Below are 17062 nucleotides of genomic sequence, written 5' to 3' on the forward strand. Positions count from 1 at the left end.
GAGAAATAAAGAATAAGAAGGTTTACGTTATGTTTGAGATCGATCTGAAAAAACCGGCACATGTGCATTTTATCGGAATCGGCGGTATCAGCATGAGCGGTCTCGCAGAAATTCTGCTTGATGAGAAATTCTGTGTCACCGGCTCCGACTCCCACCGCTCACCGATTACGGAGCATCTGGAGAGCCTGGGCGCGAAGATCGCGTATCCACAGGCTGCGGAAAATATTACAGAGGGAATCGATGTCGTTGTCTACACGGCAGCGATCCATCCGGAGAATCCGGAATTTGCCGAGGCGAAAAAGCGCGGCATTCCGATGCTGACCAGGGCGCAGCTGCTCGGCCAGATCATGAAGCATTACCGCAATGCGATCTCCGTTGCGGGAACGCACGGAAAGACGACCACAACGTCCATGATCACGGAAATCTTTATGGAGGCGGAGACCGATCCGACGGTATCGGTCGGCGGAATGCTGGACTCCATTGGCGGCAACATCCGCGTTGGCGGTCCGGACTACTTTGTCATGGAGGCGTGCGAATATACGAACAGCTTCCTGTCCTTCTTCCCGACGCTGGCGGTGATTCTGAACGTGCAGGAAGATCATCTGGACTTTTTCAAGGATCTGGCGGACATCCGTCATTCGTTCCGCCGCTTTGTGGGCAATGTCGCCGAGGGCGGCACGGTTGTCATCAACGGAGAGATTGAGAACCGGAGCGAGATCATCGGGGATGCGAAAGTGAAGGTGATTACCTTCGGACATGACCGGAGCTTTGACTATTCCGCCGGCGACATATCCTACGATGAATTCGGCCGGGCGTCGTTTGACCTGTATGTGAAGGGTGAGAAGAAAGAGCGGATCCGTCTCGGCGTGGCCGGCGAGCACAATGTCCTGAACGCGCTGGCGGCGATCGCGGCGGCACAGAATTATGCGATTCCGATGAGCGCCGTGACGAAGGCGCTGGAGCGCTTTTCCGGCACACACCGCCGTTTTGAGAAAAAGGGTGTGCTGGACGGCGTGACCATCATCGACGACTATGCGCATCACCCGCAGGAGATCGAGGCGACGCTTCGGGCGGCGAAGAATTATCCTCATGGGATCGTCTGGTGCGCATTCCAGCCGCACACCTATTCCAGAACTGCGGCGTTTCTGGATGACTTCGCAAAAGCGCTTTCCCTGGCGGATCGCGTCATTCTGGCGGACATTTATGCGGCGAGAGAGACGAATACCTACGGCGTCAGCTCCGATGACATTGTACAGCGGCTGAAGAAGATGGGTAAAGAGGCCTGGTACCTTCCGACTTTCCCGGAAATTGAGTCTTTTGTTCGTGAAAATTGCCGTCCGGGAGACATTTTGATCACCATGGGCGCCGGCGACATCGTGAAAGTGGGAGAGGATCTTCTGAAATAAGATGCCGTGACGGATCCCCGGTAACGGAAAGCAAATTTATCCACATTATCCACCGAGTTTTCAACAATTATGGAGAAAATCCGGTGGATTTTCTGTATATAAGCCTCAATTCAGAAAAGTCAGACAGAGACAATATCCCCGAGAGAAAGAGATTTATCCACATTTTTTGTGGATAAATGGTGGATAATGAAAATTATGATGTGCAAAATGTGGGTAAATATGTGAATAACCGGGTGGATGATCCAGAAAACCGGGTGAATGAAAGTTTTCCACGGTGGATAAGGAGAAACTCCGTGTTCTTTCGGTTTTCAGGGCGGTGTGTTAAAATAAGACACAAGACATAAGAGAAAACAGTGAGGAGAAGAACGTGAAATTTTCCGATCAGTTATCGGCGGGCGTGACCGTGGTGTCCAACCGTTTTATTGATGAGTGTATGGCCGGGGCGGACGGCAATTTTGTGAAGGTATATCTGTATCTTCTCCGCCATGAAGGTGAGGATGTGACCTGTGCATCGGTGGCGGATGCACTGGAATGTACCGAGGCGGATGTCCGGAGAGCGGCGGCATACTGGGTAAAGGAAGGTATACTCTGTCCGTGGGAGAGCGAATCCGCCGGACCAAGGGAAGAGACGGTGCGCGCAAAAGAGCCGGCAGAAGAAACGCCGGAACCGGATACGGCAGCAGGACAGAACCGGGCCGGGGCGGCAAAGAAACAGCCGGACATGACAAAGCTTGTCGGCGATCAGGAATATCAGGATCTTCTCTACGTGGCGCAGCGGTATCTGAAGAAGACCTTCAGTCACACCGACCACATGATCTTTGCGAATCTCTATCAGAATATCGGAATCCCGGCGGAGGTGCTGGAGTATCTGATGGAATACTGCGCGCAGTCGGGGCACAGCAGTATGCGCTACGCCGAAAAGATTGCGCTTGACTGGAATGACCGGGGATTCCGCACAAGGGCGGAGGCGGAAAACTATTCCGCAAATTATTCCAAGGGGATGTTTGCGGTCATGAAGGCATTCGGCCTCAATGACCGGAGACCGGCCACGGCGGAAAAGCAGTTTATCGACCGGTGGCTCGGCGAATACGGCTTTTCACTGGATGTGGTGCTGGAAGCCTGTGACCGCACGATCGCGCGGATTCATAAGCCGAGTTTTACCTATGCGGACGGGATTCTGAAAATCTGGCGCGGAAGCGGTGTTAAGACGCTGGATGATGTGAGAGCGCAGGATGAGGTGCGGGCCGCGCAGGAAAACCTGAAGGGCAAGGGGACGGACGGAAAAGCCGGGACGGATAAAAATGCGCACGGCAGGGCGCGGACCCGGTTTGATAATTTTGAATCGCACGGATATGACTATGAAGATCTGGTGTGGGAACTGATGGACCCGGCCGGAGACACAGGGAAAAAAGACTGAACGGGAAGACCGCCCGGCGGGAAAACGGTGACAGAAGGAGGAGACCATGGGGCTCAGTAATGCACAGTATGAGGCAATTATGCGCATCTACAGTCAGCGTCAGCTGAAATCCAGGCATGACCTGAATGCGCGGAAGGCGGAGATCGCGGAGAAGATTCCGGCCATTCCGCAGATGAATGACGAGGTGAGCAGCTGTGCGGCGGCTGCAGCGAGAAAGCTGCTTGCCGGAGATCAGAACGCGGTGACAAAGCTCCGCGCGCAGATTGCCGATCTGAAGGAACAGAAAGAGGTTCTGCTGAAAAGCCACGGGTATCCGGCCGATTATCTGGAACCGCGCTACCACTGCCCGGACTGCAGGGATACGGGATATATTGACAACCGGAAATGTCACTGTTTCCGGGAGCAGGAAATCAACCTTCTCTATGAGCAGTCGAATATCCGCACGGTTCTGGAGAAGGAAAACTTTTCGACCTTCAGCTATGACTGGTTTGACGATGAAAAAAAGGATCCGCGCAGCGGCATGACGGCCCGGGAGAATATGGCGCGGACCGTGCGGATCTGCCAGGAGTATATCGAGGATTTCAGGACCAGGAAGGGAAATCTTCTCTTTACCGGAAAGACCGGTCTCGGAAAGACCTTTCTTTCCAACTGCATTGCGCGGGAGCTGATCGAGCGCTATCACAGCGTCGTCTACCTTCCGGCATCGCAGATGTTCGACATTTTCTCGAGGGACCGTTTCTCCTACGATGACGACGAGGATCTGAGAAGCCGCGCGGAATACCTGATGGAGTGCGATCTTCTGATCATCGATGATCTGGGCACGGAGATGATCAACACCTTTACGGTCTCCCAGCTGTTCACGGTCATCAATGAGCGGCTGAACCGGGCAAACGGCACCATCATTTCGACCAATCTTCCGGTCAATGAGATGCGCGATGTCTTTACGGAGCGGGTGATGAGCCGGATCATCAGTGCCTACCAGATTATCCCGTTTTTCGGAGAGGATATCCGGATCCGCAGGAGAATGGCAGAAAACCGCAGAAAATCTTGACTGTGTACGGCATTTCGTGTAATGTCTATAACGTTGAGTACAATTTATATATGAAAAATTTCTCCGCAGGTTCCGGGAGAAATTTGGAGGATAGGATATGGCAAAAGAAATCATCGGACACAGTGAGAAGAAGATTGAGACCATCCCGGTCGCGCCGCTCGGCCTGATTGCGCTGGACGGATGCAGAGAGCTCGGACGGAACGTGGACCGCTATCTGGTTCAGTGGAGAAAAGAGAGAGAAAACGAGCACAAGGATACTCAGCCGTTTGCGGAGTATGAGAAGGATTCTTATCTTGTCAGCGCGTCCACACCGAGATTCGGCTCCGGTGAGGCGAAGGGACAGTTAAATGAATCCGTTCGCGGTGACGATCTCTATCTGATCGTGGACGTAACCAACTACAATATTACATATTCCATGGCGGGACAGGTCAACCATATGTCTCCGGATGACCATTTCCAGAACCTGAAGAGAGTGATTGCGGCAGCAAACGGAAAGGCAAGACGTCTGAACGTTATCATGCCGTTCCTGTATGAGGGACGCCAGCACAAGAGAGACGGAAGAGAGTCTCTGGACTGCGCAACCGCACTTCAGGAGCTGACCGCGATGGGCGTGGAGAACATCATTACCTTTGATGCACACGATCCGCGTGTCCAGAATGCGATCCCGAGAAAGGGTTTTGAGACGGTTCAGCCGAGCTACCAGTTCATCAAGCATCTGCTGCTCCACGAGAAGGATCTTCAGATTGATGCCGATCACATGATGGTCATCAGCCCGGATGAGGGCGGTATGAAGAGAGCAGTATTCTTTGCCAACGTTCTCGGTCTGGATCTCGGCATGTTCTACAAGCGCCGCGACTACTCTCAGGTTGTGGACGGCAGAAATCCTATCGTTGCGCATGATTTCCTCGGCACAAGCGTGGAGGGAAAAGATGTCATCATCATCGACGACATGATCTCTTCCGGCGAGAGTATGCTGGATGTCGCAAAGGAACTGAAGAGACGCAAGGCAAGAAAGGTATTCTGCTGTGCGACGTTCGGTCTGTTCACCAGCGGTCTTGCGAAATTTGACGAATATTACTCCAACGGTCTGATCGACCGCGTTCTCACCACCAATCTGGTATACCAGACTCCGGAACTTCTGGACAGACCGTGGTATACAAGCGTTGAGATGAGCAAATACATCGCCCTGATCATCGACAGCCTGAACCATGATGATTCGCTGTCCAGCCTCCTCAGCCCGGTAGACCGTATCCACCGCGCGGTTGAAAAGTACAGAGAAGAGCAGAAGGGCTGATCGTTCGATATCGGAGTCAGAGAATAAAAATATTCATATATCATCATACTATAAGAGGTAAAAGAGATGGATCTTATCACCGTAAAAGAGATTTTCCGCAATCGCGACAAGTACTTTGATCAGAAAGTGACGATCGGCGGCTGGGTCCGCAGCGTCAGAGCATCCAAGGCATTTGGATTTATCGTTGTGGCAGACGGAAGCTATTTTGACACAATTCAGGTTGTCTATCATGACACCATGGAGAACTTCACCGAGATCTCCAAGCTGAATGTCGGTGCGGCCATCATCGTAAAGGGAACGCTGGTAGCGACTCCGGATGCGAAGCAGCCGTTCGAGATCCAGGCGGATGAGGTTACCGTAGAGGGACCGTCCGCATCCGATTATCCGCTGCAGAAGAAGCGCCACACGCTGGAGTATCTCCGCACGATCACACACCTTCGTCCGAGAACCAACACCTTCCAGGCGGTTTTCCGTGTCCGTTCCCTCGCAGCATACGCAATCCACAAGTTCTTCCAGGAGCACGGTTTCGTCTATGTCAACACGCCGCTGATTACCGGTTCTGACGCAGAGGGTGCCGGCGAGATGTTCCAGGTGACAACACTGGATCTGAACAATGTTCCGAAGACCGAGGACGGTGCGGTTGATTTCAGCCAGGATTTCTTCAATAAGAAGGTCAGCCTCACGGTCAGCGGACAGCTGAACGGTGAGACTTATGCGATGGCGTTCCGCAACATTTACACCTTCGGACCGACCTTCCGCGCGGAGAATTCCAACACGACCCGTCATGCGGCGGAGTTCTGGATGATCGAGCCGGAGATGGCATTTGCCGATCTTCAGGACGATATGGAAGTTGCGGAGGCAATGCTGAAGTATGTCATCAATTATGTTCTGGAGAATGCGCCGGAAGAGATGAACTTCTTTAACAGCTTCATCGACAAGGGGCTTCTGGACCGTCTGAACAATGTTGTCAGCAACGAGTTCGGACGCATCACCTACACAGAGGCTGTAAAGCTTCTGGAGGAGCACAACGACGAGTTTGACTATAAGGTATACTGGGGCTGCGATCTGCAGACCGAGCATGAGAGATATCTGACGGAGAAGATTTTCGGCAAGCCGGTATTCGTAACCGATTATCCGAAGGAGATCAAGGCGTTCTACATGAAGCTGAACCCGGATGGCAAGACCGTTGCGGCAGTTGACTGTCTGGTACCGGGCATCGGCGAGATCATCGGCGGAAGCCAGCGTGAGGACGACTATGAGAAGCTGAAGACGAGAATGGACGAGCTGGGCATGAAAGAAGAGCAGTACGACTTCTACATGGATCTCAGAAAGTACGGTTCCGCAAGACATGCTGGATTCGGTCTCGGCTTTGAGAGAGCGGTTATGTATCTCACCGGAATGGGCAACATCCGCGATGTCATCCCGTTCCCGAGAACCGTCAACAATTGTGAACTCTAATCGGTTTTCATCATTTGAAAGAAGGTGCTGTCGCATTAGTTGATTTTTCAACTGGTGCGCAGCACCTTTTCGTATACCAGGGGGCTGATGTGCTAACTTAAGTTGGTGCGTCGGTCCTCTTTTTTTGAAAAAACGCTCCGCAAGGAAGCGCAAGCCGCTGAGCGGAAAATGTCGCCATAATTATCCTGTCAATGTTGTCCGATTTCGTTTATAAATGCAGAATAGCCAAAAAAGACGAAAATTATGTAAAAACTTTGTCGCATTTTCAAAAAACAATGCGCGGATTTGATGCTGTATGGTATAATGGTTATACATTTACATGGCATTTGCCTGATAATGAACGAATGCGGGAATGAGGCATTAATTGTTTAAGCATCGAGGGGTGATAGCGTGATTAAGAAAGAAATGATTGCCATGCTTCTTGCCGGAGGCCAGGGAAGCCGCCTCGGCGTTCTGACACAGAAGGTGGCAAAACCGGCAGTTTCTTTTGGGGGCAAGTACAGAATTATCGACTTTCCGCTGAGCAACTGTATTAATTCCGGCGTGGATACGGTCGGCGTGCTGACGCAGTACCAGCCGCTTCGTCTGAATACGCATATCGGAATCGGAATTCCGTGGGATCTGGACCGGAATGTCGGCGGTGTTACCGTTCTTCCGCCGTATGAGCGGAGCAAGGGCAGTGACTGGTATACCGGAACTGCGAATGCCATCTACCAGAATCTCGAGTATATGGAACAGTATAATCCGGAGTATGTTCTGATTCTTTCGGGCGACCACATTTACAAGATGGACTATGAGGTCATGCTCGAATATCACAAGTCGAAAAAATCGGATGTCACCATTGCCGTCATGCAGGTTCCGTGGGAGGAGACCAGCCGTTTCGGCATCACGGTTACGGATGAGGAGAACCGGATTACGGCGTTCGAGGAGAAGCCGGAACACGCACAGAGCAATCTCGCATCGATGGGAATCTACATTTTCAGCTGGGAGGTTCTGAAGAAATCTCTGACAACGCTCGAAAATGTTCCGGAGTGCGATTTCGGCAAGCATGTGATTCCGCACTGCTTCAGCACAGGAAAACGGATCTTTGCGTATGAGTTCAACGGATACTGGAAGGATGTCGGCACTCTTCAGTCGTACTGGGAGGCCAATATGGAGCTGATTGACATCATCCCGGAATTCAATCTCTACGAGGAATACTGGAAGATCTATACCAAGAGCGATATTGTCCCGCCGCAGTACATTGCGCCGGATGCACACGTGGAGCGCTCGATTATCGGTGAGGGCTGTGAGATTCACGGCGAGGTTCTGAATTCGGTCATCGGTGCCGGAGTCTATCTTGCGCCGGGATCCGTGGTTCGGGATTCCATCGTCATGAAGGGAAGCTCGATCGGAGAGGGAAGCGTTCTGGAGAAGGCGATCATCGCAGAGGATGTCGAGGTCGGAAAGAATGCCAAAGTCGGCGTCGGCGAGTTCGCGGCGAGCTCCTATGATAAGAGAGTATACAATTCGGATCTTGCGGTTATCGCGGAGAAGAGTGTGATCCCGGACGGCGTTTCCATCGGACGGAATACGGCGATTTCCGGAAGTACAGTACAGGCAGATTATCATAAGGGATCCCTCGAGAGCGGCGGATCGATCATAAAGGCAGGTGGCGGCAGATGAGAGCGATCGGAATTATTTTAGCGGGCGGAAACAGTAAGCGCATGCGGGAACTCTCGGATCGAAGAGCGATCGCGGCCATGCCGATGGCAGGAAACTACCGCAGCGTTGATTTCGCGCTGAGCAGCATGAGCAACTCACATATTCAGAGCGTGGCAGTCCTGATCCAGTACAATTCACGTTCTCTTCACGAGCATCTGAGTTCCTCCAAATGGTGGGATTTCGGCCGTAAACAGGGCGGAATGTTCGTGTTTACCCCGACGATTACGGCAGAGAGCAGTGAGTGGTACCGCGGAACGGCGGATGCACTGTATCAGAATCTGGATTTCCTGAAGAAGAGCCATGAGCCGTATGTCGTGATTGCAAGCGGCGACTGCATTTACAAGATGGACTTCAACAGGGTTCTGGAATACCACGTGGAAAAGAAAGCGGACATCACGGTTGTGTGCAAGGATATGGCACCGGAACAGGATATCACCCGCTACGGTATCGTGAAGGTCAATGAAAACGGCCGCATTATCGACTTTGAGCAGAAACCGATGGTGGCGACATCCAACACGATTTCCTGCGGAATCTATGTCATCCGCAGACGCCAGCTCATCGAACTGATCGAGCGCTGCGCAGCGGAGGACCGGTATGATTTTGTCACGGACATTCTCGTTCGTTACAAGAATCTGAAGCGGATCTTTGCTTACAAGATGGAAGAATACTGGAGCAATATGGCTTCCGTGACGGATTACTACCACACGAATATGGATTTTCTGAAGCCGGATGTCAGAAAGTATTTCTTCCGGGATTATCCGGAAGTGTACACGAAGGTGGAGGATCTTCCGCCGGCAAAGTACAATCCGGGAGCGGCCGTCCGGAACAGTCTGATTGCAAGCGGCTGCATCATCAACGGACAGGTTGAGAATTCGATTCTGTTCAAGAAAGTCTATGTCGGCAATAACTGTGTGATCCGCAATTCCATCATTCTGAATGACGTCTATATCGGCGACAACACGGTGATTGAGAATTGCATTGTGGAGAGCAAGGGAACCATCCGGGCAAACACGTCGCATATCGGCGATAAGGATGATCCGGAGGTTATCGTGGAGAAGAGTGAGCGATTCACACTGTAACATACGCGGTTCATTCGCCGGGGCCCGTGCCTGCATGAGGCTCCGGCGAGTGCTGCGATACCGCGTGAACGCGAAAAGCAGTTTCACGTGTTTTCAGGACAGACCAACACAGAACTGGAAAGGGGCGACAGAAATGCAGATCACTGATGTTCGTGTCCGGAAGATCGATAAAGAAGGGAAAATGAGGGCGATCGTTTCCATAACCTTTGATAATGAGTTTGTGGTTCATGATATCAAGGTGATTGAGGGCGATAAGGGCCTGTTTATTGCGATGCCGAGCCGCAAGGCGGCAGACGGGGAGTATCGTGATATCGCGCATCCGATTAATTCCGATACGCGGGATATGATCCAGAAGGTTGTGCTGGCAAAATATGAGGCAACTTCCATGGAAGATGCCCCGGATTTGGCGGCTGACAAGTGATTCTGTACAATATGTGTTTTTTTGGGCTCCGGCTGATGGACAAATCGGCCGGGGCGTTTTATTATGTCATAGGAAAGTGCTTCGCACTTCCCTATGACATAATAAACGCTCCGCGAGGATGCGCACGCCGCTGAGCGGAAGCGCATCTGCGAGAAACGGACAGGATGCCTGCGCCGCAGGCGTTTGATGCAGAGTTCGCAAGTGAAGCTGTGTGAACATAGACCGGTATCGCATGGAAGCGTAAAAGGATTGTTTTTTTAAAATGAAGGGGGAGAAAAATGAGCGCAACCGTTTTTTCGTTGCTTCCGCCTGTGGTGGCAATTGCTCTGGCATTATTCACCAAGGAAGTGTATATGTCCCTGACCATCGGTATTCTGGTCGGTGCGTTTTTATTTGTCGGAGCACAGCCCGTGATCGCGGTGCAGACAGTGCTCAACATTATGGGAGCGAAGATCGGCGGCAACGTCAATATTCTGGTATTCCTGGTATTTCTCGGAATTGTGGTAGCCCTGATTACCAAATCCGGTGCATCCAAGGCGTACGGTGACTGGGCGGCCAAGGCGATCCACACCAAACGCGGCGCGTTGTTTGCAACGATTTTCCTCGGCGTATTCATCTTTGTCGATGATTACTTCAACTGTCTGACGGTCGGAACGGTTATGCGGCCGGTGACCGACAAGTTTAAGATTACAAGAGCGAAGCTGGCATACATCATCGATGCCACCGCAGCGCCGGTCTGCATCATTGCCCCGGTATCCAGCTGGGCGGCGGCAGTTGGCTCTTCGCTTCCGGAAGACAGCGGAATTGATGGGTTCAACCTGTTTCTTCACACCATTCCGTTTAACCTTTATGCGATTCTGACGCTGCTCTTTATGATCTTTATTGTTGTCCGCAACGATGATTTTTCATCCATGAAGAAGTATGAGCAGCGCGTGGCGCAGTGCGGCAGTGAGGAGATCGTCGGCGGTGAGACAATGGATATCGCCGGAAGAGGAAAAGTCATTGATCTGATCGCGCCGATTCTTGTTCTGATTGTGTTCTGCGTGGCAGGAATGATGTACACGGGTGGAATTCTCGACGGTGTCGGTGTTGTAGAAGCTTTTGCGAACTGTGACGCATCGCTCAGCCTTGCGCTCGGCTCATTCTTTACACTGGTATTTATCTTTGTTTTTTATCTCTCCAGACGTGTCCTTCATTACAGTGAGTTTTGTGAGTCTCTGACCATCGGCGCAAAGTCCATGGTTCCGGCGATCATGATCCTCAGCCTTGCATGGACACTCTCCGGTATCTGCAGCGAGGATTACCTCAACATCGGCGGTTTTGTCAGCAGTCTTGTGCAGGGAAGCGCAATGGTAGGCGTTCTGATGCCGGCAGTCATGTTCGCTGTGGCAGCGGGACTGGCCTTTGCAACCGGCACCTCCTGGGGAACTTTCGGAATCCTGATTCCGATCGCTCTGGCGGTCATCGGAAGCGGTGACGTGGATACACTGACCATCACCACATCGGCGATTCTGGCCGGTGCGGTCTGCGGCGATCATGTGTCCCCGATCTCTGATACGACCATTCTGGCCTCTGCCGGAGCACAGTGTAACCACATTTACCATGTATCGACCCAGATTCCTTATGTGGCCTGTGTAGCATGCTGCTGTATTGCAGGTTATCTTGCGGACGGCATTACCGGTAACGGATATATCGGAACGGCACTGTCCATCGGACTTTTGATCGTTCTGGTTACGGTTCTCAACTGCAGACAGAAAGCGGAGAATAGAGCTCCGGAAAGTGCGGACGGAACGAGTACCCAAAACCCTTAAAACCCTTGAAAAACCTTGACAAATCGGGCTTTTCCCGCTATATATATTAGGTAGTGCGATACAGTTGTCGCGCAGGAGTTCGAAAATAGAAATCAGGAGGAAATTGATCTATGAATAAGGCAGAATTTGTTGCAGCTGTAGCTGAGAAGGCCGGAGTTTCCAAGAAGGAAGCGGAGAAGGCTGTTAAGGCTTTCACAGAGACAGTAGCTGAGGAGCTTGCTAAGGGCGAGAAGATCCAGCTTGTTGGTTTTGGTACCTTCGAGGTAGCTGAGAGAGCTGCAAGAGAGGGAAGAAATCCGAGAACCGGCGAAAACATGCCGATCGCTGCTTCCAAGTCCCCGAAGTTCAAGCCGGGTAAGGCTCTTAAGGACACTGTAAACGCATAATCTGCGATTCAGAGGATAATTCGAGGCCGGGTGATAAAAATCACCCGGCCTCTTTGCGCAGAGCACTTGGCGACGCATATTTCACTTGGCAGCTTGCTGCCTTAGTGAAATAGCGAGCTGAGGATGGTATTTTCGAGCCTAGTGCGAGCCATGCAGCGACCCTTAACGAGGCTGTTGCAGCCGAGTTTAGTGGAGCTGCGGCGCAGAGCACTTAGCGACGCATATTTCACTTGGCAGCTTTGCTGCCTTAGTGAAATAGCGAGCTGGGATGGTATTTTCGAGCTTAGGATGTTTTTCAGAATTCGAGCCGCGATATACGAGAGATATGTCTGCTCCGTATATCGCGGCTCCATCTGTTATATTGTCTGTTTAAGAAGAAATACCGAACGTCCGGGAGAATTACTGCCGGGCGATCTCGTTCAGCTTGTCGGCGATGGCACTGTAGCCGGAGAAGAAACTGCAGAGTACCGGTGTCTTAAAGCCCTTCAGCTCCGGAAGAAGAGTGCGCATGGATACCTGCGACATCACGATGGCATCGTACCCCATCTCATCCAGCTTGCGGAGATTCTCAAGGAGAATGCGGTTCTGCTCCTCCGGATGCCCCGCCACAAGAGCGTCCCATGCTTCATTCTGGACATAGAGCTTTGTGGTCGCGGTCTTTCCCTGCTCGCTGAGGAGACGCTCAATGATGCGGGCTACCGGACCCATGGACGTCTCTACCGTGCCGAAGATGGCAAAATTGGTTCCGTAGGTGATGGCCTCCCGGCACATCGGATCCTCGATCTTCATGACAGGGATGGATACTTCTTTGCGGTACTCGTCGGCCACTTCGCCGACAGTGGAACAGGAGTTGACGATCAGATCTGCTCCGGAGATCTCGGCAGCCTTCGCATAAAGCTTCATGCGGTCGTAGACTTCTCTGGTCGGGCCGCCGGCCGCTCTGACGTCCTTCAGGATGGTACTGTCGGTGATGAACTCCACCTGTACGCCCGGTACCTTCTCTTCCAGGAATTTGACGGTATCTTCCCGTTTGGCGAAACTTGTCTGCAGAATCGTAACGTGCGGTTTTTTCATACAAACCTCCCATATGAGATCACATGTTGTCTGATTTTGAATCGTAAATGCTCTGTCGGCAGTGTCCGGCTCACTTTGCTTTTCTTGCCACTAACTTTTCCGCCTCTGCCACGATGGAATCCGTATCCATATGGCAGACCTTGTAGAGAATCTCCGGGTCACCGGACTCACCGAAGCGATCCGGAATGCCGATGATCTTTACCGGAACCGGGCAGTTCTCTGCGGTTACGGATGCAACGGCAGCCCCGAGACCATTGATCACGTTGTGATCTTCTACGGTCAGAACAGCACCGGTCTCCGCAGCAGCGCGGATGATCGCCTCCTCATCCAGCGGCTTCAGCGTTGCCATATCAAGAACTCTGGCATTGATGCCTCTATTTTTCAGAATCTTTGCGGCTTCCGCGGCCTTGGCCAGAAGGATGCCGGAGGAGATGATGGTGAGATCGGTTCCGTAGTCGCGAACGGTATTGGCCTTGCCGAATTCGAACCGGTAGGTCGCTTCATCGTAGAAATCCGGAACGGGATTCCGGTGAAGGCGCACATAGAGAGGTCCCTTAAAATCCACAGCTGCGTGTGCCATTGCCTTTGCGGCAACACCGTCCGCCGGCTGGATGATCGTCATATTCGGGAAGGTGCGCAGGATACCCACATCTTCCACGGCTGCGTGGGTTGCGCCGTCTCCGCCGACCTGAAGACCGGTGTGAGTTCCGAGAATCGTGACATTCAGATTGGTATGACAGATAAAAGTTCTTACCTGCTCGCAGGCACGCATGGTGGCGAATACGGCGAAGGTCGAGAGGAATACCTTGTTGCCGCAGGTGGCAAGGCCGGCTGCGATGTCGACCATATCCTGTTCGGCGATGCCGACGGTAAATGCTCTCTCCGGGAACAGCTCCCCGAATTTTTCAAGGTTGCATGCTTTGGTATCCGCGTTCAGTACAACGAAGTCGTCTCTGGTCTTTCCGATCTCACAAAGCTCGTTTCCAAATATATGTCTGTCTGCCATCTTTCCCATTATACAACGCCTCCTTTGCTGATCTGAGCGAGAGCCTCCGCCATCTGAGCTTCATCCGGTGCCTTGCCGTGCCATGCGGAATCATCCTCCATGAAGGATACGCCGCGGCCTTTTACGGTACGCATCAGAATGACGGTGGGGTGGCGCATGGTCCTGGCGGTGTGAAGCGCTGTGAGAATATCTTTCATATTATGGCCGTTTACCTCTACGACATTCCAGCCGAAAGCCCGCCACTTGTCGCCGATCGGTTCGACGGTCATGATTTCGTTGACCCAGCCGTTGATCTGCACACCGTTGCAGTCCACGATGGCTACGAGGTTTTTCAGATCGTGGTGCGAGGCTGCCATGGCAGCTTCCCAGTTCAGGCCCTCCTGAAGCTCTCCGTCGCCCAGAAGAACATAGGTCATGTAATCCTGATGGTGGATTCGGCCGGAGAGTGCCATGCCGACACCGACGGCGAGACCATTTCCCAGAGAACCGGTACTGATATCGATTCCCGGGGTGTCATGCATATCCGGGTGTCCCTGCAGCATGGCACCGTATTCACGGAGATGGTCAAGCTCGGCCGGATCGAAGAAGCCGCGTCTGGCGAGAGCGGAGTAGAGCGCCGGACAGGAGTGCCCTTTGGAGAGAACAAAGCGGTCGCGGTCTGCCCATTGCGGGTTTTTCGGATCGATATTCATTACATGAAAATATAATGCGGTAATCATGTCGGAAGAGGAGAGGGAACCGCCCGGGTGTCCGGCTCCGGCCCTGCCGACCATGCGGATGATGTCCGTTCTGGTCTGAATTGCCTGTGCTTCCAGACGTTTTACATCTTCGTCTGTAAAGTAATTATGGTTCATATAGACCTCCTTGAAATGTTTGCTGACACAATTCATTCTGACCACAATATAGCACTGATTATATGTAGAAAACAGTAAATAGTGTGAATTTTCGTATGAAAAGTATTGATAGACCCATGAGGATTTCGAAATAGATAGTTAGGTTGTTTTAGTGTAAAATGTGAACAGCGAGAAATAAAAATTGTCGGATTTGCATAAAACAAAAACGCCTCGTGGCAGCATCTTGCGTCGAACTGTCAAGAGTATATTAGGAGGACAATGATGGCACGTAAATATTCACTCGCTTACTTAACTATTCCGGGAACCAACCCGATGGATCAGATCCGCATTGCAAAAGAGGCCGGATATGATTATGTCAGTCTTCGTACCATTCCGATGCATCTTCCCGGTGAACCGGAGTTCCTTCTGGATAAGGATCCGGAGCTTTTTGAGGCGACGAAGAAAGCTCTGAAAGAGTACGATATGCCTCTGATGGATATTGAGCTTGCCCGTGTTCGTCCGGACCTTGATATCGAAGAGTATGAGCCGGCTTTCGAGAAAGCGGCAGAGCTCGGCGGAACTGACGTACTCGGTAGCATTTGGACCAGAGACAAGGCATTCTATGTGGAGAAGGTCGGACGTATCTGTGAGATGGCGAAGAAGTACGGACTTAACTACAATGTGGAGTTTCTTCCCTGGGCAGGCGTGAGAAACCTTCAGGAGGACATTACATTAGTGGATACGGTGGGGGCCGATAACCTCTATGTAATGGTAGATACCCTTCATGCAGGCCGCGCGGGAGTCACTCCGGATGAACTGAAGAGAACACCGAAGAAATACTTCCATTTTATGCATCTTTGCGACGGACCGGCAGGACCGGACGGCGACGTTGTTCTGGACAATATCAAAGATGACCTGATGCTCTATACTGCCCGTGAGGCAAGATATTATGTGGGCGAGGGCGATATCAATATTGCCGGTTTGGTCGAAGCGCTTCCGGATCTTCCGCTCTCCATTGAACTTCCGAATCTGGAGGCCATCCGTAAGTACGGAGTGGAGGGACATGCAAAGAACTGCATTGACAAGGCAAAGGCATATTTTGCGGAACGCGGCATCGAGTAAAACCTTTGCAGCAGGTGCAGAGGGGCAGAAAGCTTCGCCCGGAGAATAATAGGTATGAATTATTCCAATGGGAAGTTATGGAAAAAAGAAGGTAAACTTAAAAGGGGCGAATTTTTAGGAGGAAGTTAAATGAATATCAATATTGATACAAAGTTTATTACACTTCTGGGTGATCCGCTGAAACAGTCTTTTGCTGCGAGAATGCAGAATGCGGGCTATGAGGCGGCAGGTCTTAACATGCAGTATTTTTATACTGTCGTGGACAACGAGCATCTGGGCGATGTGGTGAACGGTCTCCGGTACATGAACTTTGCCGGCTTTGCCGTAACAAAGCCGAATAAGGTAAAAGTTCTGGAGTATCTCGATGAACTCGACCCGCTTTGCCGGAAGATGGGGGCCTCGAATACCGTTGTTAAGACACCGGAAGGAAAGCTTGTCGGATACAATACGGACGGTATCGGTTTCTACACGAGCCTTGTGGAGGAAGGCAAGGTTGATGTGGAGAATTCCGTATTCTTCTGCTTCGGTGCAGGCGGTGCGGGACGCGCGATGTGCTCTGTTCTTGCATACAAGGGCGCGAAAAAGATCTATATCACGGACTATTATGATGAGGCTTCCGAGTCTCTCGTGAAAGATATCAATGAAAACTTTGCTCCGGTGGCAGAGCAGGTAAAAAAAGGTGATTTCTCCAAACTGGAAGAGAGTACGGTAATCCTGAACGCTTCCGGAATCGGAATGGGAAGTCATATCGGTGAGACCCCGATGCCGGAAGAATACATTAAGGAAGGAATGTTCTTCTTTGATGCATGCTATAACCCGGATAAGACACAGTTTCTCTTAAATGCGGAGAAGAAAGGCTGCAGGATCCTGAACGGACTGGGAATGTCCCTGTATCAGGGCGCAGCGCAGATCGAGTTGTGGACGGGCGGAAAAGCTCCGGTCGAGGCAATGAGAAAAGAACTTCTCGACATTATCGCAGGAAAGTAATTCACATAAGTGA

The 17062-nt window shown here is 51.7% G+C and carries 15 protein-coding genes; 12 read left to right on the top strand and 3 right to left on the bottom strand.

Annotated elements, in window-relative coordinates; genetic code table 11:
• Positions 1–29 precede the first annotated feature (29 nt).
• From murC to BR86_RS0110340, 10 genes are all read left to right on the top strand, one after another.
• Entirely contained in the window at positions 30–1406 is a 1377-nt protein-coding gene (gene murC, locus BR86_RS0110295; RefSeq protein ID WP_031473648.1) for a UDP-N-acetylmuramate--L-alanine ligase, read from the top strand.
• A gap of 367 nt (positions 1407–1773) precedes the next feature.
• Entirely contained in the window at positions 1774–2823 is a 1050-nt protein-coding gene (locus BR86_RS0110300) for a DnaD domain protein (RefSeq protein WP_031473650.1), read from the top strand.
• A gap of 46 nt (positions 2824–2869) precedes the next feature.
• On the top strand, positions 2870–3874 hold the full coding sequence (locus BR86_RS0110305; RefSeq protein WP_031473652.1) for an ATP-binding protein: 1005 nt from the start codon (positions 2870–2872) through the stop codon (positions 3872–3874).
• 97 nt (positions 3875–3971) lie between these two features.
• Positions 3972–5168: a ribose-phosphate pyrophosphokinase gene (locus BR86_RS0110310; protein WP_330372134.1), complete on the top strand. Its 1197-nt coding sequence runs from the start codon at positions 3972–3974 to the stop codon at positions 5166–5168.
• A 66-nt stretch (positions 5169–5234) separates the two neighbouring features.
• On the top strand, positions 5235–6626 hold the full coding sequence (gene asnS / locus BR86_RS0110315) for an asparagine--tRNA ligase (protein WP_031473656.1): 1392 nt from the start codon (positions 5235–5237) through the stop codon (positions 6624–6626).
• Positions 6627–7016: 390 nt separating this feature from the next.
• Positions 7017–8291 carry a glucose-1-phosphate adenylyltransferase gene (locus BR86_RS0110320; protein ID WP_031473658.1) on the top strand — a complete coding sequence of 425 codons (1275 nt, stop codon included), beginning with the start codon at positions 7017–7019 and terminating at the stop codon, positions 8289–8291.
• Positions 8288–9409, top strand: a complete 1122-nt coding sequence (gene glgD / locus BR86_RS0110325) for a glucose-1-phosphate adenylyltransferase subunit GlgD (RefSeq protein ID WP_031473660.1) — start codon at positions 8288–8290, stop codon at positions 9407–9409. Before BR86_RS0110320 ends, glgD begins: the two co-directional genes overlap by 4 nt.
• A gap of 133 nt (positions 9410–9542) precedes the next feature.
• The gene (gene spoVG, locus BR86_RS0110330) at positions 9543–9830 is read left to right on the top strand and encodes a septation regulator SpoVG (protein WP_031473662.1); all 288 of its coding nucleotides are present in this window, start codon (positions 9543–9545) and stop codon (positions 9828–9830) included.
• Between the two features lie 278 nt (positions 9831–10108).
• The gene (locus BR86_RS0110335) at positions 10109–11641 is read left to right on the top strand and encodes a Na+/H+ antiporter NhaC family protein (RefSeq protein ID WP_031473664.1); all 1533 of its coding nucleotides are present in this window, start codon (positions 10109–10111) and stop codon (positions 11639–11641) included.
• 110 nt (positions 11642–11751) lie between these two features.
• On the top strand, positions 11752–12027 hold the full coding sequence (locus BR86_RS0110340) for an HU family DNA-binding protein (protein ID WP_031473666.1): 276 nt from the start codon (positions 11752–11754) through the stop codon (positions 12025–12027).
• 399 nt (positions 12028–12426) lie between these two features.
• On the opposite strand, the gene BR86_RS0110345 is transcribed toward BR86_RS0110340, so the two are convergent.
• The 3 genes from BR86_RS0110345 to BR86_RS0110355 all read right to left on the bottom strand — a co-directional run bounded on the left by BR86_RS0110345 (position 12427) and on the right by BR86_RS0110355 (position 14961).
• Positions 12427–13101 carry an aspartate/glutamate racemase family protein gene (locus BR86_RS0110345; protein ID WP_031473668.1) on the bottom strand — a complete coding sequence of 225 codons (675 nt, stop codon included), beginning with the start codon at positions 13099–13101 and terminating at the stop codon, positions 12427–12429.
• Positions 13102–13171: 70 nt separating this feature from the next.
• On the bottom strand, positions 13172–14116 hold the full coding sequence (locus tag BR86_RS0110350) for a transketolase family protein (protein ID WP_031473670.1): 945 nt from the start codon (positions 14114–14116) through the stop codon (positions 13172–13174).
• Positions 14116–14961, bottom strand: a complete 846-nt coding sequence (locus tag BR86_RS0110355) for a transketolase (RefSeq protein ID WP_031473672.1) — start codon at positions 14959–14961, stop codon at positions 14116–14118. Before BR86_RS0110355 ends, BR86_RS0110350 begins: the two co-directional genes overlap by 1 nt.
• A gap of 261 nt (positions 14962–15222) precedes the next feature.
• Between BR86_RS0110355 and BR86_RS0110360 the strand changes: the two genes are divergently transcribed.
• Both BR86_RS0110360 and BR86_RS0110365 read left to right on the top strand, forming a co-directional pair.
• Positions 15223–16062 carry a sugar phosphate isomerase/epimerase family protein gene (locus BR86_RS0110360; RefSeq protein WP_031473674.1) on the top strand — a complete coding sequence of 280 codons (840 nt, stop codon included), beginning with the start codon at positions 15223–15225 and terminating at the stop codon, positions 16060–16062.
• A 129-nt stretch (positions 16063–16191) separates the two neighbouring features.
• Positions 16192–17049, top strand: coding sequence for a shikimate dehydrogenase family protein (locus BR86_RS0110365; RefSeq protein WP_031473676.1), 858 nt, complete (start codon positions 16192–16194; stop codon positions 17047–17049).
• The last annotated feature ends 13 nt before the right edge of the window (positions 17050–17062 follow it).

This window comes from [Clostridium] aminophilum DSM 10710 (assembly GCF_000711825.1).
GTDB lineage: Bacteria > Bacillota > Clostridia > Lachnospirales > Lachnospiraceae > Clostridium_R > Clostridium_R aminophilum.

What these genes read in the sequence shown, in the direction of transcription:
- spoVG (WP_031473662.1), top strand. Translation starts at nt 9,543, where the DNA reads ATGCAGATCACTGATGTTCGTGTCCGGAAGATCGATAAAGAAGGGAAA.
- BR86_RS0110360 (WP_031473674.1), top strand. Translation starts at nt 15,223, where the DNA reads ATGGCACGTAAATATTCACTCGCTTACTTAACTATTCCGGGAACCAAC.
- BR86_RS0110350 (WP_031473670.1), bottom strand. Translation starts at nt 14,116, where the DNA reads ATGGGAAAGATGGCAGACAGACATATATTTGGAAACGAGCTTTGTGAG.
- asnS (WP_031473656.1), top strand. Translation starts at nt 5,235, where the DNA reads ATGGATCTTATCACCGTAAAAGAGATTTTCCGCAATCGCGACAAGTAC.
- BR86_RS0110345 (WP_031473668.1), bottom strand. Translation starts at nt 13,101, where the DNA reads ATGAAAAAACCGCACGTTACGATTCTGCAGACAAGTTTCGCCAAACGG.
- glgD (WP_031473660.1), top strand. Translation starts at nt 8,288, where the DNA reads ATGAGAGCGATCGGAATTATTTTAGCGGGCGGAAACAGTAAGCGCATG.
- BR86_RS0110365 (WP_031473676.1), top strand. Translation starts at nt 16,192, where the DNA reads ATGAATATCAATATTGATACAAAGTTTATTACACTTCTGGGTGATCCG.
- BR86_RS0110310 (WP_330372134.1), top strand. Translation starts at nt 3,972, where the DNA reads ATGGCAAAAGAAATCATCGGACACAGTGAGAAGAAGATTGAGACCATC.
- BR86_RS0110305 (WP_031473652.1), top strand. Translation starts at nt 2,870, where the DNA reads ATGGGGCTCAGTAATGCACAGTATGAGGCAATTATGCGCATCTACAGT.
- BR86_RS0110335 (WP_031473664.1), top strand. Translation starts at nt 10,109, where the DNA reads ATGAGCGCAACCGTTTTTTCGTTGCTTCCGCCTGTGGTGGCAATTGCT.
- murC (WP_031473648.1), top strand. Translation starts at nt 30, where the DNA reads ATGTTTGAGATCGATCTGAAAAAACCGGCACATGTGCATTTTATCGGA.
- BR86_RS0110355 (WP_031473672.1), bottom strand. Translation starts at nt 14,961, where the DNA reads ATGAACCATAATTACTTTACAGACGAAGATGTAAAACGTCTGGAAGCA.
- BR86_RS0110340 (WP_031473666.1), top strand. Translation starts at nt 11,752, where the DNA reads ATGAATAAGGCAGAATTTGTTGCAGCTGTAGCTGAGAAGGCCGGAGTT.